The sequence below is a fragment of the Priestia megaterium genome (assembly GCF_009497655.1).
Classification (GTDB): Bacteria; Bacillota; Bacilli; order Bacillales; family Bacillaceae_H; genus Priestia; species Priestia zanthoxyli.
The window spans coordinates 1,355,431-1,381,219 of record NZ_CP023317.1; the positions used below are offsets into that span (position 1 = coordinate 1,355,431).

Consider the following 25,789-nt stretch of genomic DNA (forward strand, 5'->3'; position numbering starts at 1 on the left):
ATGGCGCAAATGACAATGATTCAAGCGATTACTGATGCGTTACGCACAGAAATGAAAAACGACGAAAACGTATTAGTTTTTGGTGAAGACGTTGGCGTAAACGGTGGAGTATTCCGTGCGACTGAAGGTCTTCAACAAGAATTCGGCGAAGATCGCGTATTCGATACGCCATTAGCTGAATCTGGTATCGGTGGTCTTGCTGTGGGTCTATCGACTCAAGGTTTCCGTCCGGTTCCTGAAATTCAATTCTTTGGTTTCGTATACGAAGTACTTGATTCTGTATCAGGTCAAGCTGCACGTATGCGCTACCGTTCTGGCGGTCGCTGGAATGCACCAATCACATTCCGTTCACCATTTGGTGGAGGCGTTCATACACCAGAACTTCACGCTGATAGCTTAGAAGGTATCGTAGCATCTCAACCTGGTCTAAAAGTTGTAATTCCTTCAACTCCATACGATGCAAAAGGTCTTTTAATTTCATCAATCCGTGATAACGATCCGGTTGTATACTTAGAGCACATGAAGCTTTACCGTTCATTCCGTCAAGAAGTACCTGAAGAATCATACACTATTGACTTAGGTACAGCTGATGTGAAACGTGAAGGTACAGACGTAACGCTTATCGCTTACGGTGCAATGGTACACTCATCGTTAAAAGCAGCTGAAGAACTAGAAAAAGAAGGTATCTCTGCTGAAGTAGTGGACTTACGTACAGTTCAACCTTTAGATATCGATACAATTCTTGCATCAGTTGAAAAAACTGGTCGCGTAGTAGTAGTTCAAGAAGCTCAAAAACAAGCTGGTATCGCAGCTAACGTTGTAGCTGAAATTAACGATCGTGCAATCTTAAGCTTAGAAGCACCAGTATTACGTGTAACAGCACCGGATACTGTGTTCCCATTCTCTCAAGCTGAGGGCGTATGGTTACCAGACCACAAAGACATCGTTGAAACAGCTAAGAAAGTACTTGAATTTTAATTAGCATTTTACTGTGATAGAAATCAGCTTTGTGCTGATTTCTGTCTTAGATAAAATAAACACTAACAAATTGAACGCAACTAACTAGGAGGGTGAAGACACGTGGCATTTGAATTTAAACTGCCGGATATCGGTGAAGGTATCCACGAAGGTGAAATTGTAAAATGGTTCGTAAAAGCTGGAGATGAAATTGATGAGGATGATGTACTAGCAGAAGTACAAAATGACAAAGCTGTTGTTGAAATCCCATCTCCTGTAAAAGGTAAAGTATTAGAAGTAAAAGTTGACGAAGGTACAGTAGCTACTGTAGGACAAGTTATCGTTACTTTTGATGCTCCTGGATACGAAGACTTAAAATTCAAAGGTGACGATCATGATGATGCACCAGCAGAAGAAGCTAAAGAAGAAGCTTCAACTGAAGAAGTGACTGAAGAAGCAACAGCTCCTGCAGCACAAGCTGATGTTGATCCTAACCGCAAAGTAATTGCTATGCCTTCAGTGCGCAAATATGCTCGTGAAAAAGGTATAGACATTAAAGCTGTTCCTGGTTCAGGTAAAAACGGACGTATTGTTAAAGATGACATCGATAGCTTCTTATCTGGTGGCTCTACAGCTACAGCAACTGCTGAAGCTCCAGCTAAAGAGGAAACTGCTTCAGCTGAACCAAAAGCAGCAGCAGCACAAGCTATTCCTGAAGGCGATCTACCAGAAACTCGCGAGAAAATGAGCGGTATCCGTCGTGCAATCGCAAAAGCTATGGTTAACTCTAAACACACTGCTCCACACGTAACATTAATGGATGAAATCGATGTAACAGCTCTTGTTGCTCATCGTAAAAAATTCAAAACAGTTGCAGCAGATCAAGGTATTAAATTAACATTCTTACCTTACGTGGTAAAAGCGTTAACTTCAGCACTTAAGAAGTTCCCAGCTCTTAACACTTCAATTGATGATTCTACAGATGAAGTAATTCAAAAACATTACTACAACATCGGTATCGCTGCTGACACTGAAAAAGGTCTTTTAGTACCAGTTGTGAAAAATGCTGATCGTAAATCTGTATTCGAAATTTCGGATCAAATTAACGACCTTGCTGGAAAAGCACGTGATGGTAAATTAGCTCCTGCTGAAATGAAAGGCGCTTCTTGTACAATCACAAATATCGGTTCTGCTGGTGGACAATGGTTTACTCCAGTTATCAACCATCCAGAAGTTGCAATTCTAGGTATCGGACGTATCGCTGAAAAACCAGTTGTACGCGACGGTGAAATTGTAATTGCTCCAGTATTAGCATTATCACTAAGCTTTGACCACCGTATTATCGATGGCGCAACAGCTCAAAACGCTCTTAACCAAATCAAGCGTTTATTAAATGATCCAGAATTATTATTAATGGAGGCGTAATAAATGGTAGTAGGAGATTTCCCAATCGAAACTGATACTCTTGTCATTGGTGCTGGCCCTGGTGGCTACGTTGCAGCAATTCGTGCAGCTCAATTAGGTCAAAAAGTTACAATCGTAGAAAAAGGTAATCTTGGAGGCGTATGCTTAAACGTTGGTTGTATTCCTTCAAAAGCATTAATCGCTGCAGGTCACCGTTTTGAACATGCTAAACATTCTGAAGACATGGGGATTATCGCTGAGAACGTAACAGTTGATTTCTCTAAAGTTCAAGAATTCAAAAACGGCGTTGTAAACAAACTTACTGGCGGTGTTGAAGGCCTTCTTAAAGGTAACAAAGTTGACATCGTAAAAGGTGAAGCTTACTTCGTTGACAGCGAAACTGTACGTGTAATGGATGAAAATTCAGCACAAACGTACAAATTCAAAAATGCAATCCTTGCAACTGGTTCTCGTCCAATCGAGATCCCTGGATTCAAATTCTCTGAGCGCGTAATCAACTCTACAGGTGCATTAGCGCTTAAAGAAGTTCCTAAAAAATTAGTTGTAATCGGCGGAGGTTACATCGGTACTGAGCTTGGTACTGCTTTTGCTAACTTCGGTACAGAAGTTACATTTGTAGAAGCTGCTGATGAAATTCTAGCTGGTTTTGAAAAACAAATGAGCTCTCTTGTTAAACGTAACCTTAAGAAAAAAGGAAACGTTGAAATCTATACAAAAGCAATGGCTAAAGGTGTTGAAGAAACTGCTGATGGCGTACAAGTTACGTTTGAAGTAGGCGGAGAGTCAAAAGTAATCGATGCTGACTACGTATTAGTTACTGTAGGTCGCCGTCCTAACACTGATGAGCTTGGTCTTGAGCAAGTTGGCGTTAAAATGACTGACCGTGGTCTTATCGAAATCGATAACCAAACTCGTACATCTGTAAGCAACATCTTTGCAATTGGTGATATCGTAACTGGACCACCACTTGCACACAAAGCTTCTTACGAAGGTAAAATCGCAGCTGAAGTAATCGCTGGCGAACCTGCTGAAATTGACTATTTAGGAATTCCAGCAGTTGTATTCTCTGAGCCTGAGCTTGCATCTGTAGGTTATACTGAAGCACAAGCGAAAGAAGAAGGATTAGCTGTTAAAGCTTCTAAATTCCCATTCGCTGCTAACGGACGTGCGCTTGCACTTAACGCTGCAGAAGGCTTCTTGAAGCTTATCACTCGTAAAGAAGACGGAGTAGTTGTTGGTGCTCAAATCGCTGGACCTAGCGCATCTGACATGATCGCTGAGCTTGGTCTTGCTATCGAAGCTGGCGTAACAGCTGAAGATATCGCATTAACAATTCACGCTCACCCAACATTAGGTGAAATCACAATGGAAGCTGCTGAAGTAGCTATTGGAAGCCCAATTCACATTGTAAAATAATGTTTTTAAAAAGCTGATGCGTATGCATCAGCTTTTTTTTTTGAAGAAAACGGTTTTCATCAAGTATCAGATGCTTGTCAGACAGTTTTTATTGCTGATGAGTATCTCCTTTAGAAGAAACGTGTAAAAAGCGCTGAGGCAGTCTTAAATGAGCTCTAGATGCATACATATGAAGTGGGACGTGCTTTCCTTATAGGTAGATAAAAAATTGCTTCTTTGGATAACGAATGAAAAGGCGGCGAAGGAGCTATGAAGACATATTTCGTTTGGAGCTTACACATTGTTATTTGGATAGGTTATTCACTGGTTGAATTGCTATCAAAACGTGATCAATTGACATCTAAAATTATTTTGTTTTTAGTATTTGCTTATTTAGCTTACGGCATAGCAGAAATGAACGTCAAATCTAAAAGACTGGCGCTTATGATGACGGGCACAACGTCAGCTATCTGCTTGACATGTTATCAACTAATTTTATTTTGCACGGCGTAAGAGTGCATAAAAAAAGCGTTAGCTTATATAAGCTAACGCTTTTTTTATCTTACACAGATTTCTTTTCTTTTTTTAATGCGCCTTCTTCTTTAAATGCTTTCATTAATGAGAAGACCGTTAACACCAGCACAATTGAAAATGGAAGTGCTGCTATAATCGCAGCCGTTTGGAGTGCATCCAAGCCACCTGTCCAAAGCAGAATGATTGCTGTTAACGATTGAATTAAGCCCCACGTAAGCTTAATAGAGCCTGAAGGATTTAGATCACCATTTGTTGTCTGCATTCCTAAAACAAATGTAGCTGAGTCAGCTGATGTAATGAAGAATGTAGCAATTAAGCAAATAGCGACAATGGACATGAACGTACCAAATGGAAACTGTTCAAGTACGTAGAATAAAGCAACTTCTGTTCCTTTATTATTGATAACATCCATAACAGGAAGATCCTTGAAAAAGTCTAAGTAGACCCCAGAACCTCCGAATACGGCAAACCATAATCCGCCAAATACGGTCGGAACAGCTAGTACACCAATTAAAAATTCTCGAATGGTTCTACCTCGTGAAATACGAGCAATAAACGTACCAACGAACGGTGCCCAGGCGATCCACCATGCCCAGTAGAAAATTGTCCAATCTTGAACCCAGGTGCTGTTATCAAACGGGCTCAATCGAAAACTCATCGACGGCAAGTTTTGAATGTAGCTGCCAATTGTTGTAACGAATAAGTCCATAATAAAGTTGGTTGGACCTGCAAATAACAAGAATAGCATTAACAGAATAGCTAAAACAATATTAATGTTACTCAAATACTTAATACCTTTGTTCAGACCTGTCTGTGCTGACAGCATGAACAAGAACGTCACGATAATAATAACAATTAATTGAGTCGTGAAATTATTATCAATACTTGGCGACAAGTAAGAGGCTCCACCAGTAATTTGAATAGCGCCCAGTCCTAGAGATGTTGCCACCCCAAAAATAGTTGCAAATACGGCGATGACGTTTATGATCGTTCCAAGAGGTCCATCAACACGTTTTCCTAATAGTGGACGTAAAATATTACTGATTATGAACGGGTAACCTTTTCTAAATTGAAAATATGCAAGGGCCAGTGCAAGAACGGAATAAATAGCCCAAGGATGTAAACCCCAGTGGAAAAACGAATAACGTAGAGCTGCACGAGCTGATTCTGCTGTACCGCCTTCACCAGAAGGTGGAGTATGAAAATGATTGATTGGTTCTGAAACACCCCAGAATACAAGTCCAATCCCCATACCAGCACTAAATAACATAGCAAACCACGAGACATAACCATACTGAGGCTTTTCGTCAGGTTTACCTAGTTTAATGTTTCCGTACTTTGAAAAAATTAAGTACAGCGTAAAAACTAAGAATAATGTAGCTGCTAATAAATAATACCAGCCAAATTTCTCGATGATAAAACTATGTATTGCCGATGTGACAGGTGTAAGCGCTGCGCTTCCTAGCACAGATTCCGGAATAACACCCCATACGATAAATACTGCAGCAATAATAACCGAAATGATAAAAACAGGAGTCAGTTTTTTCATCGATTATCACTCCTTTCCTATTCTATTTTACATAACATAGTTTCTCATATAACCTTTTTAGCTATACATGAAACCACATGGTTATACATTCTAGTAAAGTTTGTATGAAATGTCTACCCTATTAGTAAGAAAAAAAGGCAAGATCTCAAATTCTTATTTTTCGTAATTATTTTAAAGTGCCGAAATAGATATGAAATTAGACATAGTTTTTTCATATAAATAGAGATGATGCTAAGGGGTCAGTTTTTTGAAAACAAATATAACATTTATGAGAAAAATATTTTTAATGTGACATACTAATTAGTTGTTGACATATTTAATGTGACATAATAATATAATATCAAGAGTTGTAAAACGCTTACAAAAAAAGACGGTTAAAGGGGAGTTTACAAAATGGGAACAATCGTATGTCAAACATGTAACTGCACAATTGATCATTTCGAAGATGAGAAAGTGACGCGATTATACTCAACATGTAAAAGCGGAGAATGTCAAAAAGCAGATGAAGATTTAGATTAATTCAATAAAAAAAGGTGCGGAATTCCGCACCTTTTTTTTATTGAATTGCTTTATGTTCTTTAATGACACGAAATGTCTTTAATTCAAAATCTTCCGGACCCTGCACTGGTAAACCTGCCTCTAAGTTTGTTTCAATGTAGGTTAAATTTTCCTCAGTGATGATTTCCCCAGGAATAAAAATAGGAATACCAGGAGGATAGACCATTACAAATTCTGCAATAATACGACCTGCTGACTCATGAAAAGGTACCACTTCGGTTTCAGCGTAAAAAGCATCACGAGGTGTTAAAGCCAATACAGGAATATCAGGTAATAAAATAGCCGGTTTTGCCGTTGTCTCAGAAAGGTTATGGAATTTTGCGGATAACTCACGCAGAGCTGTGACAAGACGTGAAAGATCTTCTTCTGTATCTCCGGGCGTGATAATACATAGAATATTATAAAGGTCAGACATTTCCACTTCGATATTATGAGCTTCACGCATCCATTTTTCTACGTCATAGCCCGTAATTCCTAAATCTGAAACAGAAATAATTAATTTAGTAGGGTCTAAATCATACGTAGCTTTTGTGCCTAAAATTTCTCTGCCTATACATCGGATATGCTCAATTGTATTAATTTCTTTTCGTGCTTTTTCAGCAAGAGAAATTGCACGTTCAGCCAGCTCTTTTCCTTCTGTAGCTAGACGTTTTCGTGCAACATCTAAAGAAGCCAGCAGCAGATAAGAGGTTGATGTTGTTGTCAGCATGCTTAAAATAGACTGTACGCGTTTTGGAGAAATTAAGCCTTCGCGTATGTTTAAAATGGAACTTTGCGTCATAGAACCGCCTAATTTATGCACGCTTGTTGCTGCCATATCTGCACCGGCCTGCATAGCAGACAGAGGCAAATCATCATGGAAGTGAATATGAACGCCGTGAGCTTCATCAACAAGTACAGGCACTTGATACGAGTGGGCAATTTCTACGATTTTACGAAGGTCTCCGGAAATTCCAAAGTAAGTTGGATTGATAACAAGCACTGCTTTTGCTTCAGGGTGCTGCTTTAAGGCTTTTTCTACAGAGTCCGATGTAATACCGTGAGAAATGCCAAGATTTTCGTCAATTTCAGGATGAATAAAAATAGGCGTAGCTCCTGAAAAAACAATCGCACTCATAACAGATTTATGCACGTTTCTAGGAACGATAATTTTATCTCCAGGTCCACATGTCGCCATAACCATTGCCATAATTGCTCCGCTCGTTCCTTGAACAGAGAAAAAAGTATGATCAGCACCAAATGCTTCTGCAGCTAAATCCTGCGCTTGTTTGATAATGCCTTTTGGCTGGTGAAGATCATCAAGGGGACCGATATTAATTAAATCAATGGATAAAGCATCATCGCCAATAAATGAGCGGAATTCAGGATCCATTCCATTTCCTTTTTTATGTCCAGGGATATGGAATTGTGTTGGGTTTTTCTTAGCGTGATTAACTAATCCAGTAAATAATGGAGTTGAAAATTGAGAAGACAACTTTGCTATACACCTCTTTTATCATAAATTGTCAGTCCCTCTAAGCAAAGCTTAGAGGGACTTTGATTGTTTTTTTATCAAATTACAGCATTCAATTTTATATATCAAAAACTAATGGCTGTTGAATTATACATATTAAAATATCAGATCTTTTTTCTACAAAAGAAATTCAACAGAAATTCTACTCCGCAGTTTTCTTGATTTTAACCATTATATAAATGAATGAAACGCGTATGTTTACTACTGTTTGATAATATAAATACAATTTTTAGTTAAAAAAATACAAGTAATTGTAAACTGCTTATTACTTATTATTTTATAGTTCTTTATGTTTTGAAAATCCCCATAAAACAAAAGAATTATAGCACTTATTAACCTATTTGCAAAGATATTTTAAAGAGAAAATAAAAAGAAAAAAAAGGAGAAATTCTTTTGGGTGAAAAGAGAATAAATTTTGTGTACATTATAGATTGTGATAGAGTTAAGAATATAGATATACATAGAATGAAGAAATAAATGGAGTGATGAGAAGTGGAATATCAATACCCTATCTCCCTTGATTGGAGTACAGAAGAAATTATTGATGTAGTGAAGTTTTTTGAAAGCATTGAACGAGCTTATGAAAAAGGTATTGAGCGTGATCACCTAATGGCAGTCTATCGCCGATTTAAAGAAATTGTGCCAAGTAAAGCAGAAGAAAAAACAATCTGTAACGATTTTGAAGACCAAAGCAAATACTCTTCTTATCGAACGATTCAAAAAGCAAAGGCTGCTTCTTCTGGAGATATCATAAAAATGTAAAAAATGAGACTGGGACAAAAGTAGTTTAGCCGAAGTAAAAAACGAATCATTAATCAAATTGTTTGATTAATGATTCGTTTTTTTTTGTTACGGTGAACATAGAGTTTATCTGTTTCGTTTCTTCTAGCAGTTGATTGGAAGGCAAGGCGAAGACTCCTGCGGGGAAAGCGGAACAGGCGAGACCCCGCAGGAGCGCAAGCGACGAGGAGGCTCACCGGCCGCCGGCGGAAAGCGAAGCCTTGCAGGGAAATCAACTGCGGTGTCACAAGCGTTTCAGCTTATGTATCCCATTTATTGGTCTTTCGATGAGCTTCCTTTCGTTATGTGTCACCCTCATTTTTTTATATCAATTCGTTAAAATTATGCATATGCTTTTTTAGTTAGTTCATATAATGGAGTTACCGTATGAAATGTTTGTTCAATACGAGCCATCCATTCTTCGCCGCTCATTGCAATCGCTTCTTCTTTTGGAATTGTAATGCCGCATAGGATCTCAGCTTTTTTAACCGTCTCTAGACGTTCAAACAAACTCTCTAAGTCTTCAGAAGATAAGTCGCCCATTTTTTTACTATCAGGTTTTGTATGATCTTTCGACCAAACAAACGAGTCTGGGATATTTTGACGAATCTCCTCCATGTTTTGTTTTAGCAGCTTTCCAAATTGTTCTTTAATAGGTGATTCGTAAATGACGGCAAACCACACAAAGACGTGTGTTTCCCAAAGGCCAATTTGAAAATGAGGGAGCTTTTTATACCCGCGTTTACTGTTAGCAAAGGCTACCCACGTATCTGCTGGCGGGTTAACTGTTCTTCGTGCATGTTTGGCAATATGTACGAACATTTCATCTCCACAAAGTGAAGAAAGAGTAGGAGCAAAATGATTGCTCAATTGTTCGAATTTTGGGCGTATCGTTGTCTTGATGGCTTCCATACGTGCATCAAGCCCCTCGATACGGAATACGTTAAAGTCATCTTGTGAAAATCCTGAGAATGCCATGTGAAACCTCCGTTTTTTTAGTGAATATGTATAGCTGCTGTGCATCTATGCAAGTAAGTATGATTTACGCGAAGATTCTACCACATGAAAAGCATAAACACCAATTAATTCGCATATGCTTGTCAAAACGTGTCTATCATTTTTTTATAGGTAATCACACAATTTAGTTGCATGAGATTAGGTTTCGACATAGACTATATCAATCAAAATATCTGAAAATTTAGTTTTCTATAAGTGGGTTCAATAATTTGAGAGGGGTGTTTGAAACATGAAACAAGTGGTGAATATGTATAAGAAGAATGATGGACAAAAAAGATTAGGTGTAATTCGGTTGGAGTTAGATTACGAGTTAGCGACGTTATATGAAGCCATGATGGAGAATAATGAGGAACAAAAACAAAAATGTAAGCGAAAGCTCGAGAAACTTCGTGAAGAAATGATATCTCTTCAGTAGCAGACACGGGAATAAAATAGAACAAATATGGGTAAACTGTAAAAAAGGATTAAACTGAATGAGCAGATTCATAAGTGGTAACAGAGCACGTGGGAGAAGAAGCGGCAGTTCTTCTCCCACGTGCTCTGTTAATTGACATCTTGCAGAGGTTTTTTTAAGCTTAAATAAGAGACGTATTTTTGAGGGGGAATTGAGATGACACAACGCTGGAAAGAAATTGATACATACGTTAAAGAGTGGCTAAAAGAAGCTGGACAAAAAATTCAACAGTCGTTTAGTAAAGAACTTCTCATTCAAACGAAATCGAATCCAAATGATTTAGTAACAAATATGGATAAAGAAATTGAACAGTTTTTTATCTCAAAAATCAATGAAACCTTTCCGGAACATCATATTCTCGGAGAAGAAGGATATGGGGAAGAGCTTGAATCAGAAGAAGGAACGATTTGGATTATCGATCCGATCGACGGTACGATGAACTTTGTTCATCAGCAGCGAAATTTTGCTATTTCCATCGGTATATTCGAAAATGGTGTAGGACAAGCAGGTTATATTTATGATGTTATTCATAATGAGCTGTATCATGCTTTAAAAGGACAGGGCGCGTTTATGAATGACATCCAATTGCCGAAACTTGAACCTGTACCAGTTGAAGAAGCTATTATTAGCTTAAATGCAACGTGGGTGACGGAGAACCGCCGTATTGATCCTTCCGTATTAAGTCCGCTTGTGCGTAAAGTAAGAGGGACCCGTTCATATGGATCCGCAGCTATTGAGCTTGCTTACGTAGCGGCTGGACGCTTGGATGGATACATTACTTTACGTTTGGCTCCATGGGACTTTGCTGCCGGTAAAGTGTTGATTGAAGAAGTTGGAGGAGTCATGACGGATTTAGAAGGGAAGCCGTTAGAGATTCTTGAAAAAAGCAGTGTATTTGTAAGCAAACCAACATTACATGACGAAATCTTTCGTACGTACCTTGAAGGAAAGTGGACTAAATAAAATAGAAGTGAAGACTTACGTGTAGTCAAAGAATTTAGTGATGAAAAAACGTCATGAACCATTTTGATGTTGCAAATGGCCATGACGCTTTCAATCATCGCAAAAAAATTACAGCTGCCCTTTTTCTCGCATTTTTTTCTTAGTCGTAAAGCCAAGACCCATTACAACAATTAAAGCTACGATAGCTAAAATGACCCCGAGAGCGCTTCCTTCTCCGATAAATATGCCAATTGACATAATAGCTGCAGTTGCGATGAATGCATATAAAACGAATACCCACTTAATGTTTCTCATGTTGATTCCTCCCATTTGTAACGGATATTTATAGTGTACAACAAAATCATTCTGCAATTCTAGAGTTAGTGTGATATAATAGCTTAGTTATTACAAGCATAGGAGTGAAATGCGTGAACATTCGTAAAGATTTACGTAATATTGCCATTATTGCCCATGTAGACCATGGGAAAACAACGTTAGTAGATAAATTATTACATCAGTCCGGAACATTCCGTACTAATGAGCATGTTGAAGAACGTGCGATGGATTCAAATGACCTTGAGCGTGAGCGTGGAATTACAATTTTAGCGAAAAACACAGCTATTAATTATAAAGATACGCGTATCAACATTATGGATACGCCAGGACATGCTGACTTCGGTGGAGAAGTTGAGCGTATTATGAAAATGGTAGACGGTGTTCTACTTGTAGTAGACGCATACGAAGGATGTATGCCTCAAACGCGCTTTGTATTGAAAAAAGCATTAGAGCAAAACTTAACGCCGATTGTTGTTGTTAACAAAATTGACCGTGACTTTGCTCGTCCAACTGAAGTAGTTGATGAAGTAATTGACTTATTTATTGAACTAGGTGCAAGTGAGGAACAAATTGAGTTCCCTGTTGTTTATGCTTCAGCAATCAACGGAACGGCTAGCACGAACCCTGAAAAGCAAGATGAGAACATGTCATCTCTATTTGACTCAATCATCGAGCACATTCCAGCACCAGTAGACAACAGCGACGAACCACTTCAATTCCAAGTGGCAATGCTTGACTACAATGACTATCTTGGTCGTATCGGTGTAGGGCGCGTATTCCGCGGAACAATGAAAGTAGGCCAGCAAGTTGCATTAATGAAGCTTGACGGTACGGTAAAACAATTCCGCGTAACAAAATTATTCGGTTTCCTAGGCTTAAAGCGTGTTGAAATCGAAGAAGCAAAGGCAGGAGACCTGATCGCTGTATCAGGAATGGAAGACATCAACGTAGGTGAAACAGTATGTCCGTTTGACCACCAAGATGCACTGCCAATTTTACGTATTGATGAACCTACTTTACAAATGACGTTCTTAGTAAACAATTCACCGTTTGCTGGTCGTGAAGGTAAATTTGTTACATCTCGTAAAATTGAAGAGCGCTTAATGTCTGAACTTGAGACAGATGTAAGTTTACGCGTGGAAAATACTGATTCACCGGATGTATGGGTCGTTTCAGGACGTGGAGAACTTCATTTATCTATTTTAATTGAAAATATGCGTCGTGAAGGATATGAGATTCAAGTATCAAAACCTGAAGTAATCGTTCGTGAAATTGATGGCGTTCGCTGTGAGCCAGTTGAACGTGTGCAAATCGACGTGCCTGAAGAACATACGGGTTCTATTATGGAATCAATGGGTGCTCGTAAAGGTGAAATGGTTGATATGATTAACAACGGCAGCGGTCAAGTTCGTCTGATCTTTATGGTTCCTGCACGTGGTTTAATCGGTTATACAACTGAGTTCTTATCGTTAACTCGTGGATTCGGTATCATTAACCATTCATTTGATAGCTACCAACCAATGCAGCAAGGTCAAGTTGGAGGTCGCCGTCAAGGTGTGCTTGTTTCTATGGAAAGCGGTAAATCATCTACTTATGGAATCCAAGGCGTAGAAGACCGCGGTACAATTTTCGTGGAGCCAGGTACAGAAGTATACGAAGGTATGATCGTAGGAGAACACACTCGTGAAAATGATATCGTTGTTAACATCTGTAAAATGAAGCAAATGACGAATATGCGTTCTGCTAACAAAGATCAAACAACAGGTATGAAAAAACCTCGTATTATGTCTTTAGAGCAATCACTTGAATATTTAAACGAAGATGAATATTGTGAAATCACACCAGAATCTATTCGTCTACGTAAAAAAATTCTTGATAAAAATGAACGTGAAAAAGCAGCGAAAAAGAAAAAATACGCTGACACGAAATAATAAAAAAAGGAAGTCGTTAGCTTTATTTGCTAGCGGCTTGTTTTTTATCAATTATATCAGAATTTTCTATTTTTTGAAAGCGTTTTATAAAGAGATAATTTGGAAAGGAAAAAGGTGGCTTATATCGAATAATGTAAAGTAAGGAATAGGGGGAAGGAAGATGGATGTAAAAGAACACCTTTCATTTTTTGCTGCTTTGTATCAAGTAGATGAACATGCAAAAATAGGAATGTGGCTGTTATACTTTACTATTTTAGGGCTATCTGTTCTTGTGTACAAACTCGGGTTTGCAAAGAAGCTGCCGCTTTTAAAATCTGTGGTTATTTATCTATTTTTAGCTTTTGGATGTACAATTTTAACGTTTTTAGGCATTTTTTTACCTGTAGCTGAAGGGCTTGTGGTTGCAGCGCTTGTATTAATTATTTATAAAATACGGCTGTATCAGGCTAAAAAGCAAAACTCCACGTTGGGTTCATAAAAGACTACATAAAAAGACGCTTGTAGCTACAAGCGTCTTTTTAGTATGATATAGCCGAAGACAAGAGCGGCTGCGAAAATTAAATGGCCAGCTGTCCAATAAAAAATTGCTACTGCATCATCCACCGCAGGCGTAGGCTTAAGCGCAAGCAGCGTCAACGGAAAATACAAAGGAATGGTTGGAAGTGTTAATAAAAAAGAACACAATACGATTTTTCGAATAGACATATTGTTTAATTTACCTACTATGTAAACAAAAACGATCCCAATTGCAACGGCAATGAATAAATGAAAAACAAACTCCACCCATTCAGGCCATTGAATAGGGCCAATGATAGGAATAAAATCAACATTTAATAAAAGGGTATAAACTTGTTTGCCGGTTAGCCATTCTATCCATTTCAAACATAACCCAAGGATAATCCCGCTGAACATGCCAATACTTATTCCTAAACGGAGCACCTTACCAATCCTCCTCTGTCTTTTTCGACTCATATAGTTTAAAGTTACCAGTAGCTATGCGTTCTTTTGTTCGTTTTTCAATCCGTTCAGAACATTCATTGCACATATATGTATGGATAGGACGGTTGCGCAGTCGTTTTGCCACGAGCGTTTCATCCTCAATTGTTTCAATTTTATCGCACATGACACATTGTACTCTCATTTCTATCACCTCAACTTCTCTATACATCATTCTAGCCGAAAATTCTTGTTTTATAAAGTTTTTTTGCGGTGCTATCTCTCAGGAGAAAAGGAACGATAGGAAAACATTCCTAAAGAAGCAGGTAATTTTGCTTGTTAGCTCGAAGATAGTAACTAGTAAGTACATAAACAGTAGGAGGGATGAAAATGGCCAACGAAGTCGAGACTCAATTAGTAGATGCATTATACGATGAGCTACAGACAGAGAGATTTGCAACCATTTCAACTATTGATTTTGAAACAAACGCTCCAAATGTTAGTGCCATTTCGTGGTTAGTAGCTCCGACTAAACAAAAAATTCGATTTGCCGTAGATGTCAAATCGAGGATTGTAGAAAACATTAAACATACGAATAAAGCAGTGGTAAATATTCTTGCTAATGAATCATGCTACTCAATCAGCGGAATAGCTGAGGTAGTGCAGGAAAAGTTAGAAGGAGTAGCTTTAAAGCTGACGCTAATTGAACTAGATATTAATGAAGTAAGAGATGTCATGTTCTATGGCTCTAAGATTTCAGTAAACCCTTCATATGAAAAGACCTATGATCCAGTAGCAGCCGCTAAACTCGATAAGCAAGTAATTGAAGCGATAAAAAAAGCTTAGCAGCGGCCTGCCGCTAAGCGACTTTCTTATTCATTTTTTTGAAGATGATTATTAGATTGTTTTTCCTGCTCATTCTTTAAATTTTGCTCTTGTTTATTATTTAATTTTTGATTGTTTGTATCTGTTGAACTAGGATTTCGGCGGATTTCTTCTGCAAATTCAGGCATCACTCGGTTTACAATGGCTGCTAATTCATCTAAAAATCCTGTAACCGGCCGACCTTTGCGAATTTCATTTCCAATTTGTTTTAGCCGAGCGACCGTATCAGGATCTGCAATAACAACAGAGTTAGCGCCGTACGGATCAGCTTTCAGACCTTCGGCAACTGTATATTTGATTGAACTTACTTCTGAACGATCAATATCTTTGCCGACGTCAATGCCTACGATTGCATACTTGCCGAGCACAATGGCAGTAGCATCATTTACATTCGGAACGCTTGAAGCCAGTTCAACTAAATGCGCTGATATTTCATTAGCAGTACGCTTGTGAGAGCGTTCAGGAGATGAATTTTTGACCTGTACAATTCGATCTGTCTTTTGCCCTTCTTCAACGTCTGCTTGATTATTGTTGCAGCCGGTTAGTGTAATAAAACATAAGCTAATGGATAGAAAAAATTTGTTCATGTGGGAGACTCCTCCTTATGAATGACTCATTTTTTGTAGTAATTTGTATTTAGTTTCTAATAGTTCTTCTATCTTTATACACGTGTTCATATATTTAAAGAAAATGGTCCGTCCATTTAAGGTCACTTCACACATGTGCGTTACATAGTATATAAATGGATGGGTGCCTTGTTTCACTCCTTACAGGAAAAACAATCGGAGTAGGAGGCTGAATTATTGGGAAAAATTTATGTATTAGATACGAATGTTTTATTACAAGATCCGCATTCAATTTTTTCATTTGATGATAACGAAGTAGTGATTCCAGCCGTTGTACTAGAAGAAGTTGATTCGAAAAAAAGAAATATGGATGAAGTCGGACGAAATGCAAGGCAGGTATCCAAACTCATTGATAACTTGAGACAACATGGAAAGTTATATGAGAAAATCCCGTTAGAAAATGGGGGCCATTTGCGAATTGAACTCAATCATCGCTCTTTTCAACAGCTTCAAGAAATCTTTGTGGAAAAAACAAATGATAATCGAATTTTAGCTGTTGCTAAAAATTTATCCCTTGAAGAGGAAACAAAAGAAGATGGACGTGAAGTGATACTAGTGAGTAAAGATGTGTTGGTACGTGTGAAGGCTGACGCAATCGGTTTAAGAGCAGAAGATTTTTTAAGTGATCGAGTAGTGGAATTCAATAGTATTTATACAGGCTTTTCAGAAGTCTATATTGCAAAAGAACTGCTGAGTCAATTTTACGAAAAAGGAGAGCTGCTAACGTCTCAAATTGCAAACCACTCCTTTTTTGCAAATCAATTCTTAGTGATGAAAGATGCATTTGGAGGATCCGGATCAGCCATCGGCATTGTCGATCAAACAACAACGAAAGTAAAAAAACTTTTATTTGAATATGATCATATATGGGGAATTAAACCTCGAAATGTTCAGCAAATTATGGCGTTAGAACTTCTTCTTAGAGACGACGTTCAACTGGTCACGTTAATTGGAAAGGCAGGTACGGGGAAAACGCTGCTTGCTTTAGCTTCAGGACTTATGCAGACGGAAGATCTAGGGTGTTTTAAAAAGCTGCTTGTAGCTCGTCCAATTGTTCCTTTAGGGAAAGATATTGGATTCTTGCCAGGAGAAAAGCAGGAGAAGCTTCGTCCATGGATGCAACCAATTTATGATAACCTAGAGTACTTATTCAACACTAAAAAACCTGGAGAACTGGATGCGATTCTAGCGGGTCTGAGTTCAATAGAAGTGGAAGCCTTGACGTATATAAGAGGCCGAAGCATTCCGGAACAGTTTATTATTATTGATGAAGCACAAAATTTAACGAAGCATGAAATTAAAACAATTTTAACAAGGGTAGGGGAAAAGAGTAAAATTGTGCTTATGGGAGATCCGGCTCAAATTGATCATCCTTATTTAGATGAGTATAACAACGGATTAACGTACGTAGTTGAAAAGTTTAAAGAGCAAAAAGTATCGGGCCACGTTCGGTTAATCAAAGGAGAGCGCTCCGGGCTAGCACAATTAGCAGCTGATATTCTTTAAAAAAAAGTGGGGTCCCTTTTGGAACCCCACTTTTTTTATTATGTAACGATGATTTCTTCCACATATTTAATAGGGTTATTTCGGTTAGATCCGTCCGGTAAATAGACATAGATAGGCCCGTCTTCTCTAAGAGGCTTTCCGTCTTGGCTGAAACCAAAGATTAGTTTTTGCGCTTCTTCTAATGAAAAAGAAATCAGCGCGTCTTTTGTTTTAAATGAAACGTTGGTAGCGTCTTCAGTAGGTGAAGCGTTTGCTAGAAAAGGTGCAAATAAAATCCCAAATGTTCCATTTACTAGCTCCTGTTTTTTGAATTTCTTTTCGGTTTTTAACGTAGGAGGAAAGACGGCTCCTTCTTGAATTTCACGGTCCCAATGCTTCGAAACAGCCTTTGTGTACGCTTCTGTCTCATCTTTTTGCTCTGGTGGATGTTCAAAGAAAACGTCCATATCGAGCTTGCGGTCATCGAAAATCCACACGCTTGGGTCGAGTGTCAGCGTATATTTTACTTTTCCTTTTAACATAATAATTGAATTCATCATAAATGCCCCCTTGCTAAAAGTATAAGCGCTTTCTCCTTATTTGTCACTTTGATGAAAAAATTTAGTTGAGAGTGATTCTCGTATGATATAATGTAAGAGTCAACGAAAGTGCGAAATTTCCTATATCTATGGTAATGGTTTTGAGAAAGTAACAGTATAAAAAAGACGGCCAGCCTCACGGACATGTTTATCCTTGCTTTTTTGGAGCATAGCCTTTAGAATTGAGAGATAGATTAGGTAATCGCTCGCGAACGGAGGGATTGAGTTTGACGCCTGAGACAATGATAGATCATCGTGAAAAAGCGTATGCGTTGTTAAAAGCTGATGCAGATAAGATTTTGCAATTAATTCAAGTTCAAATGGATAACTTAACAATGCCACAATGTCCTCTTTATGAAGAGGTTTTAGATACACAAATGTTTGGTTTATCAAGAGAAATTGATTTTGCAGTTCGTCTTGGTTTAATTGATGAACGTGTTGGAAAAACATTGCTAGACCGCCTCGAGCGTGAACTTTCTGCACTGCATGAAGCGTTTACAAAAAAATAAAAATCACGCGATCGAAACTCAAACTATATACAAACGTAGTTTGAGTTTTTTATTACAGGTGGTTTAAATTTCCTAATTTACTCAAATTTGTACATAAAAGATGAAACGAAACAGAAACACGTCATTTTTAAAGGAAGAGGGTTATGGTAAAAAAAATATTTAGGCATTTTGACTATTCAATTGTAATTCCAGTGCTGCTTCTTTGTGCGGTTGGACTAGTTATGGTTTACAGTTCAAGTATGATTGTAAGTATTACAAGATATCATACGTCAAGTGATTTCTTTTACAACAGACAAAAAATGTGGCTTGCGTTTACGCTTGTATTGTTCATTTTAACAATGCTAACACCTTACAAGCTGTATCCTAAAATACTGCCTTATGCGATTCTGGGCATTTTTGTACTGCTTTTGCTTGTGTTTGTAATGGGGCATACGAGTAACAATGCGCAAAGTTGGCTGCAGCTTGGCGGAGCAAACATGCAGCCGGCTGAGTATGCCAAGCTTGTTGTCATTTTATACTTATCGTATGTTTTGTCTAAAAGGCAAGAGTATATTGACAACATCAAAAAAGCTTTTTTTGGACCTATGGGTCTTGTATTTCTAATATTAGGTTTTGTAGCGATTCAGCCTGACCTTGGAACGGGATCAATTATTTTTGCGATTTCCGTTACCATTATGCTATGTTCGGGAATCTCTAAAAAAACCTTTTTCCGCATGTTAGCACTAGGTATTATTTTGCTTACGGTCATTATTACGATTGGTTTTTTTACAGGTCAGTTTACTGCCAATCGAATCGGCCGTTTTACCGGTGCGTCAGATCCGTTTGCTAATGCTCAAGGAACCGGTTATCAGCTGGTTAATTCATATTTAGCAATAGGTACAGGAGGCTTAAAAGGCCTTGGTTTAGGAGAAAGTGTACAAAAGTATGGTTATCTTCCCGAGCCCCATACCGATTTCATTATGGCCATTATTGCAGAAGAATTAGGATTCTTTGGAGTTATGCTCGTGCTGGGCCTTTTAGGCTTCTTAATTTTCAGGATTTTAATGCTGGCTAAAAAATCTCAGGATCCGTTTGCTAGCATGATTTGTATTGGAGTAGCCAGTATGATAGGTATTCAAACAGGCATTAACCTTGGAGGGCTTACGGGACTCATTCCGATTACCGGCGTCACGCTTCCGTTTATCAGTTACGGAGGGTCTTCGCTGCTAACGCTTATGGTGTCTATGGGAATTATTGTAAATATTTCGTTTTTCGTAAATTATCAAAATAAAAAACAGAAAAATACGGAAAATATTGTGCTACATCCGAACAATACATCAACAACAAGTGATTGATTTTCGTAAAAAAATTGTGTAAAAAAAGCAAAAATTTATTGGAATTTTATTATTTTCCATTGATTTTTGCTTTTCTTTTATCCAATTTTGCTATATATTGAAGTTTATACGAAATTGAGAGGAGATTAGCAACATGAGTTTTGTAACTAAAAAAATCAAAAAAGTATTAGTAGCAAACCGAGGAGAAATTGCGATTCGTGTATTTCGAGCATGTACTGAACTGAATATTCGGACTGTTGCAATTTATTCGAAGGAAGACGCAGGTTCTTATCACCGTTACAAAGCGGATGAAGCCTATTTAGTAGGAGCGGAGAAAAAGCCGATTGATGCTTATTTAGATATAGAAGGCATCATCGACATTGCTAAGTCTCATGATGTAGATGCTATTCACCCTGGCTATGGTTTTTTGTCAGAAAATATCCAATTTGCAAAACGTTGCGAAGAAGAAGGCATTATTTTCATTGGCCCAAAATCCAAGCATCTTGATATGTTTGGCGATAAAGTAAAAGCACGTCATCAGGCTATTCAAGCAGATATTCCCGTTATTCCTGGTACAGATGGTCCTATTGATTCAATTGACGAAGCAAAAGAATTTGCTAATCAGCATGGATATCCTCTAATGATCAAAGCAGCTTTGGGCGGAGGCGGTCGAGGCATGCGTATCGTTCGCGATGCAGACAGCCTGAATGAATCTTATGATCGTGCCAAATCAGAAGCAAAAGCGGCTTTTGGTAATGATGAAGTATACGTCGAGAAACTAGTTGAAAATCCAAAACATATTGAAGTGCAAATTTTAGGTGATGAACAAGGAAATGTTGTGCACCTTTACGAACGCGACTGTTCAGTGCAGCGTCGTCACCAAAAAGTAGTAGAAGTAGCACCAAGTGTTTCTATAGATGAAGACTTACGTCTCCGCATTTGTGAAGCAGCTGTGCAGCTGATGGAAAAAGTGCAGTACATAAATGCTGGTACAGTAGAATTTTTAGTATCAGGAAACGATTTTTATTTTATTGAAGTAAATCCACGTGTTCAAGTAGAGCACACAATTACTGAAATGATTACAGGTATTGATATCGTTCAATCGCAAATTTTAATTGCGGACGGCTACGCACTTCACAGCAAGGAAGTGTCTATTCCTGCACAAGACCAAATTCACGTACATGGATATGCAATTCAATCTCGTGTAACGACAGAAGACCCGTTAAATAACTTTATGCCGGATACGGGTAAGATTATGGCTTATCGTTCTGGCGGCGGTTTTGGCGTACGTTTAGATACGGGAAACAGCTTCCAAGGCGCTGTCATTACGCCGTATTATGATTCACTGTTAGTAAAAGTAACAACATGGGCCTTAACATTCGATCAAGCCGCATCAAAAATGGTACGGAACTTAAAAGAGTTTCGTATTCGTGGAATTAAAACCAATATTCCATTTCTTGAAAATGTAGTAAAGCATGATAAGTTCTTAACAGGCGCTTATGATACATCCTTTATTGATACAACGCCTGAACTTTTTGTCTTCCCTAAGCGAAAAGACCGCGGAACTAAAATGCTTACATACATTGGGAATGTTACGGTAAACGGATTCCCGGGTGTATCGGAAAAGAAAAAGCCAATCTTTACGAAACCGCGTGTTCCTAATGTCGATATAAAACAACCAATTCCAAACGGAACAAAGCAGATTTTAGATGAAAAAGGCGCTGAAGGGCTAGTAAATTGGGTGAAAGAACGCAAGGAAGTGCTATTAACGGATACAACCTTCCGTGACGGCCATCAGTCTCTTTTAGCAACGCGTATTCGTACAAACGACTTAAAACAAGTAGCTAACCCAACTGCTCGCTTGCTTCCGGATTTATTTTCTATGGAAATGTGGGGAGGAGCAACGTTTGATGTCGCTTATCGATTCTTAAAAGAAGATCCGTGGGATCGCTTGCTTACTTTACGTCAACAAGCGCCAAACGTTCTTTTCCAAATGCTTCTTCGCGCGTCAAATGCGGTTGGATATAAAAACTATCCTGATAATGTAATCAAGGAATTTGTTGAAAAATCAGCTTATGCAGGTATTGATGTTTTCCGTATCTTTGACAGCTTAAACTGGGTGCAAGGAATGACTCTTGCAATTGACTCTGTTCGTCAAACAGGGAAGATTGCAGAAGCAGCGATGTGTTATACAGGTGATATTTTAGATCCGACGCGCCGTAAGTATGATTTAGATTACTACAAGAACTTAGCAAAAGAGCTTGAGCAGTCTGGAGCACATATCCTGGGCATTAAAGATATGGCGGGTCTTTTAAAACCACAGGCAGCTTATGATTTAGTATCGGCTCTAAAAGAAACGGTTGATATCCCAATTCACCTTCATACGCATGATACAAGCGGAAACGGTGTATATACGTACGCAAAAGCAATTGAAGCAGGTGTAGACATTGTAGACGTAGCCGTAAGCTCAATGGCAGGCTTAACGTCTCAGCCGAGCGCTAACTCTCTTTATTACGCATTAGAAGGTGCGGACCGCAGACCAAATCTGGATATTAAAAATCTAGAAGAGCTTTCTTACTATTGGGAAGACGTGCGAAAATATTACCAAGACTTCGAAAGCGGGATGAATGCTCCTCATACGGAAGTGTACGAGCATGAAATGCCAGGCGGTCAATATAGCAACTTACAGCAACAAGCAAAAGCAGTTGGTTTAGGAAACCGCTGGGATGAAGTAAAAGATATGTATTCACGCGTGAATTTGTTATTTGGTGATATTGTAAAAGTTACGCCATCATCAAAAGTAGTTGGAGACATGGCATTGTTTATGGTTCAAAACAATTTGACAGAAGAAACGCTGTTTGAGCGCGGTGAAACGCTTGACTTCCCGGATTCCGTTATTGAATTGTTTGAAGGGTATTTAGGACAGCCTCACGGGGGATTCCCTAAAGAGCTTCAGCGCATCATTCTAAAAGGCAGAAAACCTATTACAGTTCGTCCTGGAGAACTGTTAGAAGATGTGGACTTCGATGCAGTGAAAGAAAAGCTATTTAAAGACTTAAATCGTCAAGTGACGAGTTTTGACGCCATTGCTTATGCGCTGTATCCAAAAGTATTTATGGATTATCACAAAGCAGTCGAACAATACGGAGACATCTCTGTTCTTGATACACCGACTTTCCTATACGGCATGCGTTTAGGAGAAGAGGCTGAAATTGAGATTGAAAAAGGAAAAACCTTAATCGTTCGCCTTGTATCCATTGGAGAACCGCAGGCAGACGGTACGCGAACAGTATACTTTGAATTAAACGGTCAGCCTCGTGAAGTCGTGATTAAAGACGAAAGTGTCAAAACAACCGTTACGGCAAAACAAAAAGCCGACCAAGGAAATCCGGCCCACATTGGCGCTTCAATGCCTGGAACCGTTATTCGAGTAGTAGTAGAAAAAGGCGATAAAGTCTCAAAAGGTGATCACTTAATGATCACAGAAGCAATGAAAATGGAAACAACCGTGCAAGCACCATTTGACGGCGTGATTAAACAAGTACACGTATCGAATGGAGATGGCATCCAGCCGGGAGATTTATTAATTGAATTAGAAAGCTAATCAAAAAAGGTACGAGCTCAGAGCTCGTACCTTTTTTGATTAATTATGTGTATGACGCGTTGCAAGTAAGGTCAAGTAGCTTAATACACCGAATAGGAAAGAGATAATTAAAGAATGAGCAAGCGCGAGCTCTAGCTGCAGACGTGTGACAACAACAAGCATACCGGAAACCGCCTGAAAAATAACTAGAATGAGAGCAGCTAACCATCCGTAAAAAATATTTTTTTGATGACGATAATATTTAACTGCATGGATAAAGGCAGCTAAAATCCATACAAACGTTAAAACAGCAGCGGATCGATGTCCCATTTGAATCCACTGATTCAAATCAACGGGTAGCCAACCGTTTCCGTTTGAACAAAATGGAACGTCTGGACAGGCTAAGCTAGCTTCTTTATGGCGAACAAGCGCGCCCGTGTACACAACGGCATATGTGTATAAGATAACCCCGTAAATATGTTTTTTCATTTTAGAGCCTAGCTGCATGTTAGCTGTGTCGAGCTTTTGATCCACTTCAAAGATGATAAGTGTTAACAGCAGCACAGAAGCAAACGAAATAAGGGAAATACCAAAATGAAGAGCAAGCACCGCATCTGATTGCCCCCACATAACGGCAGCGGCCCCAATTAATGCTTGCAGTACTAGGAAGAAAAAAGAGATAAACGCTAAAGGTCTAACTTCTTTTATATGTCCTAGTGAAATCCACGCCCATACGCATAAAGCGAGTACAAGAAAGCCCGACACGCCAGAAACTAAGCGGTGGCTTAATTCAACAACGGTTTCAAATGTTAAAGGGTCGGGAATGAGCTGTCCGTTACACAGAGGCCAAGAATCTCCGCACCCGTCTGCTGAACCAGTTTTCGTAACAAGAGCACCGCCAAGTAGAATAAGTAACATGGCTATGCTCGTCACAACGGATAAAAACTTTAATCCAAGTCGCACAATAATCACCATCCTAAAAGCAAAGTAAGTAATATAACGAGCTAAACATTTTATCCTAATCTTTTTGTATATTAAACATAAATTTCATTTATTCTCCATAAACTTGATTGAATTTGTTATAATGGTAGAAAGTGTAAGGGTTGTTCATGAGTTTGACTCTGCAGATATGTAAAAGGTACCGTACAGAAAACTATTTTACTTGCAGAAATATCTTTTAACAAGTGACAGGGACATGCATTTAGCTCATGACAAAAAAAATCCATATTTTTTTCATGAATTCTTCACAAAGTAACGGCAAAATATGGTTTAATAAACATGAGAAATAGATAATTCTCTACTATTTTATCGTTTACATGTGAAGCTTTTAAGTAGTTTCGGTGAGAGGAATATGACTTCTTTGTGAACAAAGAGGAGATTTTTGTAAAAATATGTTGAAAACGCCTTCATTTATAGACTCTTTATTTACTAGATAAAAGTCTGTGGATGAGTAAAGGAGGAAGCGCCATGGAAGATTCAAAAATGGTGGAAGATTCAACGCTTTCTGCATCGCCTAACACAGCTCATGTAAGCGAAAATAGTTCCATTTGGTCAGATTTTTTAGCTACGATTAAAATCGGAATAGTCAACTCAAATTTCATCACCACCTTTACTGGTTTTTGGCTAGCTCTTTTCTTCAACGAACAACACTTCTTAGAAAACCTGGATAAAGCATTTTTTACTTTAATAGGTTCTTCACTTATCATCGCCGGTTCATGCAGTTTGAACAATTACATAGATCGTGACATTGACCCTCTAATGGAACGAACAAAGGGACGACCTACAGTGACAGGAAGCTTTACACCTTTGACGGTCCTTGGGATTGGAATCGGTTTGACGTTAACCGGCTTGCTTATGCTACTAGTTGTTTCTTCCGTAGCCGCTCTCATCGGATTAGCAGGAATACTTACATATGTAGTTCTTTACACCATGTGGTCCAAAAGACTATACACAATTAATACAGTAATCGGAAGTATATCAGGCGCTGTCCCGCCATTAATTGGATGGGCCGCTATCGATCCCAATTTACACGTAGTGGCTTGGGTATTATTTTTAATCATGTTTATTTGGCAGCCGCCTCATTTTCTAGCTCTTGCTATGCGAAGATGTGAAGAATATCGAGCAGCGGGAATCCCTATGTTGCCTGTTGTACATGGTTTTGAGCTTACAAAACGACAGATTCTCATTTGGATTGCTTGTTTGTTGCCATTACCTCTTTATTTATACGAATTAGGCATTCCATTTCTAATTTTGGCCACTGTTTTAAACATAGGATGGCTATTTTTAGGATTTGCTCAATACAATAAACAAGAAGACACAAAGTGGGCTAGCATGATGTTTGTCTACTCACTAAACTATTTAACTATTTTATTTGTCTCAATGATTGTCGCAACGCTTTTTGCCTAGATAAAATCTTTCACTGAATGCGACGCTGCACAAGGGGGATTTCTTCTACATGTAGA

Annotated in this window: 26 protein-coding genes; 17 read left to right on the forward strand and 9 right to left on the reverse strand. The window is 38.5% G+C overall.

The window, feature by feature from the left end; all coding sequences use genetic code 11:
* From CEQ83_RS06795 to CEQ83_RS06810, 4 genes are all read left to right on the forward strand, one after another.
* Positions 1 to 978, forward strand: a complete 978-nt coding sequence (locus CEQ83_RS06795) for an alpha-ketoacid dehydrogenase subunit beta (RefSeq protein WP_013056055.1) — start codon at positions 1 to 3, stop codon at positions 976 to 978.
* A gap of 102 nt (positions 979 to 1,080) precedes the next feature.
* The gene (locus tag CEQ83_RS06800; protein ID WP_028414110.1) at positions 1,081 to 2,382 is read left to right on the forward strand and encodes a dihydrolipoamide acetyltransferase family protein; all 1,302 of its coding nucleotides are present in this window, start codon (positions 1,081 to 1,083) and stop codon (positions 2,380 to 2,382) included.
* A 3-nt stretch (positions 2,383 to 2,385) separates the two neighbouring features.
* Complete coding sequence (gene lpdA / locus CEQ83_RS06805; RefSeq protein WP_013082295.1) at positions 2,386 to 3,798, forward strand: dihydrolipoyl dehydrogenase; 1,413 nt, start codon at positions 2,386 to 2,388, stop codon at positions 3,796 to 3,798.
* A 249-nt stretch (positions 3,799 to 4,047) separates the two neighbouring features.
* On the forward strand, positions 4,048 to 4,290 hold the full coding sequence (locus CEQ83_RS06810; RefSeq protein ID WP_176521411.1) for a hypothetical protein: 243 nt from the start codon (positions 4,048 to 4,050) through the stop codon (positions 4,288 to 4,290).
* Between the two features lie 49 nt (positions 4,291 to 4,339).
* Here CEQ83_RS06810 and CEQ83_RS06815 read toward each other — a convergent pair whose 3' ends face one another.
* Positions 4,340 to 5,860 carry a glycine betaine uptake BCCT transporter gene (locus CEQ83_RS06815; protein WP_028414108.1) on the reverse strand — a complete coding sequence of 507 codons (1,521 nt, stop codon included), beginning with the start codon at positions 5,858 to 5,860 and terminating at the stop codon, positions 4,340 to 4,342.
* 393 nt (positions 5,861 to 6,253) lie between these two features.
* On the opposite strand from CEQ83_RS06815, the gene CEQ83_RS06820 reads away from it, so the two are divergent.
* Complete coding sequence (locus CEQ83_RS06820) at positions 6,254 to 6,379, forward strand: GapA-binding peptide SR1P (RefSeq protein ID WP_013056059.1); 126 nt, start codon at positions 6,254 to 6,256, stop codon at positions 6,377 to 6,379.
* 37 nt (positions 6,380 to 6,416) lie between these two features.
* Here CEQ83_RS06820 and CEQ83_RS06825 read toward each other — a convergent pair whose 3' ends face one another.
* Positions 6,417 to 7,892: an aminotransferase class I/II-fold pyridoxal phosphate-dependent enzyme gene (locus CEQ83_RS06825; protein ID WP_028414107.1), complete on the reverse strand. Its 1,476-nt coding sequence runs from the start codon at positions 7,890 to 7,892 to the stop codon at positions 6,417 to 6,419.
* 531 nt (positions 7,893 to 8,423) lie between these two features.
* On the opposite strand from CEQ83_RS06825, the gene CEQ83_RS06830 reads away from it, so the two are divergent.
* Both CEQ83_RS06830 and CEQ83_RS06835 read left to right on the forward strand, forming a co-directional pair.
* Positions 8,424 to 8,693 (forward strand): UPF0223 family protein, encoded by a 270-nt coding sequence (locus CEQ83_RS06830; RefSeq protein ID WP_013056061.1) that lies wholly within the window; start codon positions 8,424 to 8,426, stop codon positions 8,691 to 8,693.
* Positions 8,694 to 8,823: 130 nt separating this feature from the next.
* On the forward strand, positions 8,824 to 9,051 hold the full coding sequence (locus CEQ83_RS06835; protein ID WP_154973272.1) for a hypothetical protein: 228 nt from the start codon (positions 8,824 to 8,826) through the stop codon (positions 9,049 to 9,051).
* Positions 9,052 to 9,053: 2 nt separating this feature from the next.
* Here the strand turns inward: CEQ83_RS06835 and CEQ83_RS06840 are convergent, their stop codons facing one another.
* Complete coding sequence (locus CEQ83_RS06840; protein ID WP_063247549.1) at positions 9,054 to 9,689, reverse strand: YktB family protein; 636 nt, start codon at positions 9,687 to 9,689, stop codon at positions 9,054 to 9,056.
* Positions 9,690 to 9,957: 268 nt separating this feature from the next.
* On the opposite strand from CEQ83_RS06840, the gene CEQ83_RS06845 reads away from it, so the two are divergent.
* Both CEQ83_RS06845 and CEQ83_RS06850 read left to right on the forward strand, forming a co-directional pair.
* A complete protein-coding gene (locus CEQ83_RS06845; RefSeq protein ID WP_013056063.1) occupies positions 9,958 to 10,143 on the forward strand; it encodes a hypothetical protein in 186 nt (61 codons plus the stop codon).
* Between the two features lie 195 nt (positions 10,144 to 10,338).
* A complete protein-coding gene (locus tag CEQ83_RS06850; protein WP_154989282.1) occupies positions 10,339 to 11,145 on the forward strand; it encodes an inositol monophosphatase family protein in 807 nt (268 codons plus the stop codon).
* Positions 11,146 to 11,253: 108 nt separating this feature from the next.
* Here CEQ83_RS06850 and CEQ83_RS06855 read toward each other — a convergent pair whose 3' ends face one another.
* Entirely contained in the window at positions 11,254 to 11,439 is a 186-nt protein-coding gene (locus tag CEQ83_RS06855; RefSeq protein WP_028414104.1) for a YlaF family protein, read from the reverse strand.
* 113 nt (positions 11,440 to 11,552) lie between these two features.
* Here CEQ83_RS06855 and typA point away from each other — a divergent pair, with 113 nt between their 5' ends.
* Positions 11,553 to 13,391 (forward strand): translational GTPase TypA, encoded by a 1,839-nt coding sequence (typA, locus tag CEQ83_RS06860; protein WP_013056066.1) that lies wholly within the window; start codon positions 11,553 to 11,555, stop codon positions 13,389 to 13,391.
* Positions 13,392 to 13,551: 160 nt separating this feature from the next.
* Positions 13,552 to 13,869, forward strand: coding sequence for a YlaH-like family protein (locus CEQ83_RS06865; RefSeq protein WP_013056067.1), 318 nt, complete (start codon positions 13,552 to 13,554; stop codon positions 13,867 to 13,869).
* A gap of 26 nt (positions 13,870 to 13,895) precedes the next feature.
* Here the strand turns inward: CEQ83_RS06865 and CEQ83_RS06870 are convergent, their stop codons facing one another.
* Both CEQ83_RS06870 and CEQ83_RS06875 read right to left on the reverse strand, forming a co-directional pair.
* Positions 13,896 to 14,330 (reverse strand): hypothetical protein, encoded by a 435-nt coding sequence (locus CEQ83_RS06870; protein ID WP_033578411.1) that lies wholly within the window; start codon positions 14,328 to 14,330, stop codon positions 13,896 to 13,898.
* A gap of 1 nt (position 14,331) precedes the next feature.
* Entirely contained in the window at positions 14,332 to 14,532 is a 201-nt protein-coding gene (locus CEQ83_RS06875; RefSeq protein ID WP_013056069.1) for a YlaI family protein, read from the reverse strand.
* A gap of 185 nt (positions 14,533 to 14,717) precedes the next feature.
* Here CEQ83_RS06875 and CEQ83_RS06880 point away from each other — a divergent pair, with 185 nt between their 5' ends.
* Entirely contained in the window at positions 14,718 to 15,173 is a 456-nt protein-coding gene (locus tag CEQ83_RS06880) for a pyridoxamine 5'-phosphate oxidase family protein (protein WP_028414102.1), read from the forward strand.
* Between the two features lie 26 nt (positions 15,174 to 15,199).
* Here CEQ83_RS06880 and CEQ83_RS06885 read toward each other — a convergent pair whose 3' ends face one another.
* A complete protein-coding gene (locus CEQ83_RS06885) occupies positions 15,200 to 15,799 on the reverse strand; it encodes a YhcN/YlaJ family sporulation lipoprotein (RefSeq protein WP_013056071.1) in 600 nt (199 codons plus the stop codon).
* A 216-nt stretch (positions 15,800 to 16,015) separates the two neighbouring features.
* On the opposite strand from CEQ83_RS06885, the gene CEQ83_RS06890 reads away from it, so the two are divergent.
* Entirely contained in the window at positions 16,016 to 17,344 is a 1,329-nt protein-coding gene (locus CEQ83_RS06890; protein WP_013056072.1) for a PhoH family protein, read from the forward strand.
* Between the two features lie 38 nt (positions 17,345 to 17,382).
* Here CEQ83_RS06890 and CEQ83_RS06895 read toward each other — a convergent pair whose 3' ends face one another.
* Positions 17,383 to 17,883: a hypothetical protein gene (locus CEQ83_RS06895; protein ID WP_014460988.1), complete on the reverse strand. Its 501-nt coding sequence runs from the start codon at positions 17,881 to 17,883 to the stop codon at positions 17,383 to 17,385.
* Positions 17,884 to 18,164: 281 nt separating this feature from the next.
* Between CEQ83_RS06895 and CEQ83_RS06900 the strand changes: the two genes are divergently transcribed.
* From CEQ83_RS06900 to pyc, 3 genes are all read left to right on the forward strand, one after another.
* Positions 18,165 to 18,431: an Fpa/YlaN family protein gene (locus CEQ83_RS06900; RefSeq protein WP_370506486.1), complete on the forward strand. Its 267-nt coding sequence runs from the start codon at positions 18,165 to 18,167 to the stop codon at positions 18,429 to 18,431.
* 143 nt (positions 18,432 to 18,574) lie between these two features.
* The gene (locus tag CEQ83_RS06905; protein ID WP_028414100.1) at positions 18,575 to 19,765 is read left to right on the forward strand and encodes an FtsW/RodA/SpoVE family cell cycle protein; all 1,191 of its coding nucleotides are present in this window, start codon (positions 18,575 to 18,577) and stop codon (positions 19,763 to 19,765) included.
* A 133-nt stretch (positions 19,766 to 19,898) separates the two neighbouring features.
* A complete protein-coding gene (gene pyc, locus CEQ83_RS06910) occupies positions 19,899 to 23,348 on the forward strand; it encodes a pyruvate carboxylase (RefSeq protein WP_033578413.1) in 3,450 nt (1,149 codons plus the stop codon).
* 39 nt (positions 23,349 to 23,387) lie between these two features.
* Here the strand turns inward: pyc and CEQ83_RS06915 are convergent, their stop codons facing one another.
* Complete coding sequence (locus CEQ83_RS06915; RefSeq protein WP_028414098.1) at positions 23,388 to 24,290, reverse strand: COX15/CtaA family protein; 903 nt, start codon at positions 24,288 to 24,290, stop codon at positions 23,388 to 23,390.
* Between the two features lie 504 nt (positions 24,291 to 24,794).
* Between CEQ83_RS06915 and cyoE the strand changes: the two genes are divergently transcribed.
* Complete coding sequence (gene cyoE / locus CEQ83_RS06920) at positions 24,795 to 25,733, forward strand: heme o synthase (RefSeq protein WP_028414097.1); 939 nt, start codon at positions 24,795 to 24,797, stop codon at positions 25,731 to 25,733.
* The last annotated feature ends 56 nt before the right edge of the window (positions 25,734 to 25,789 follow it).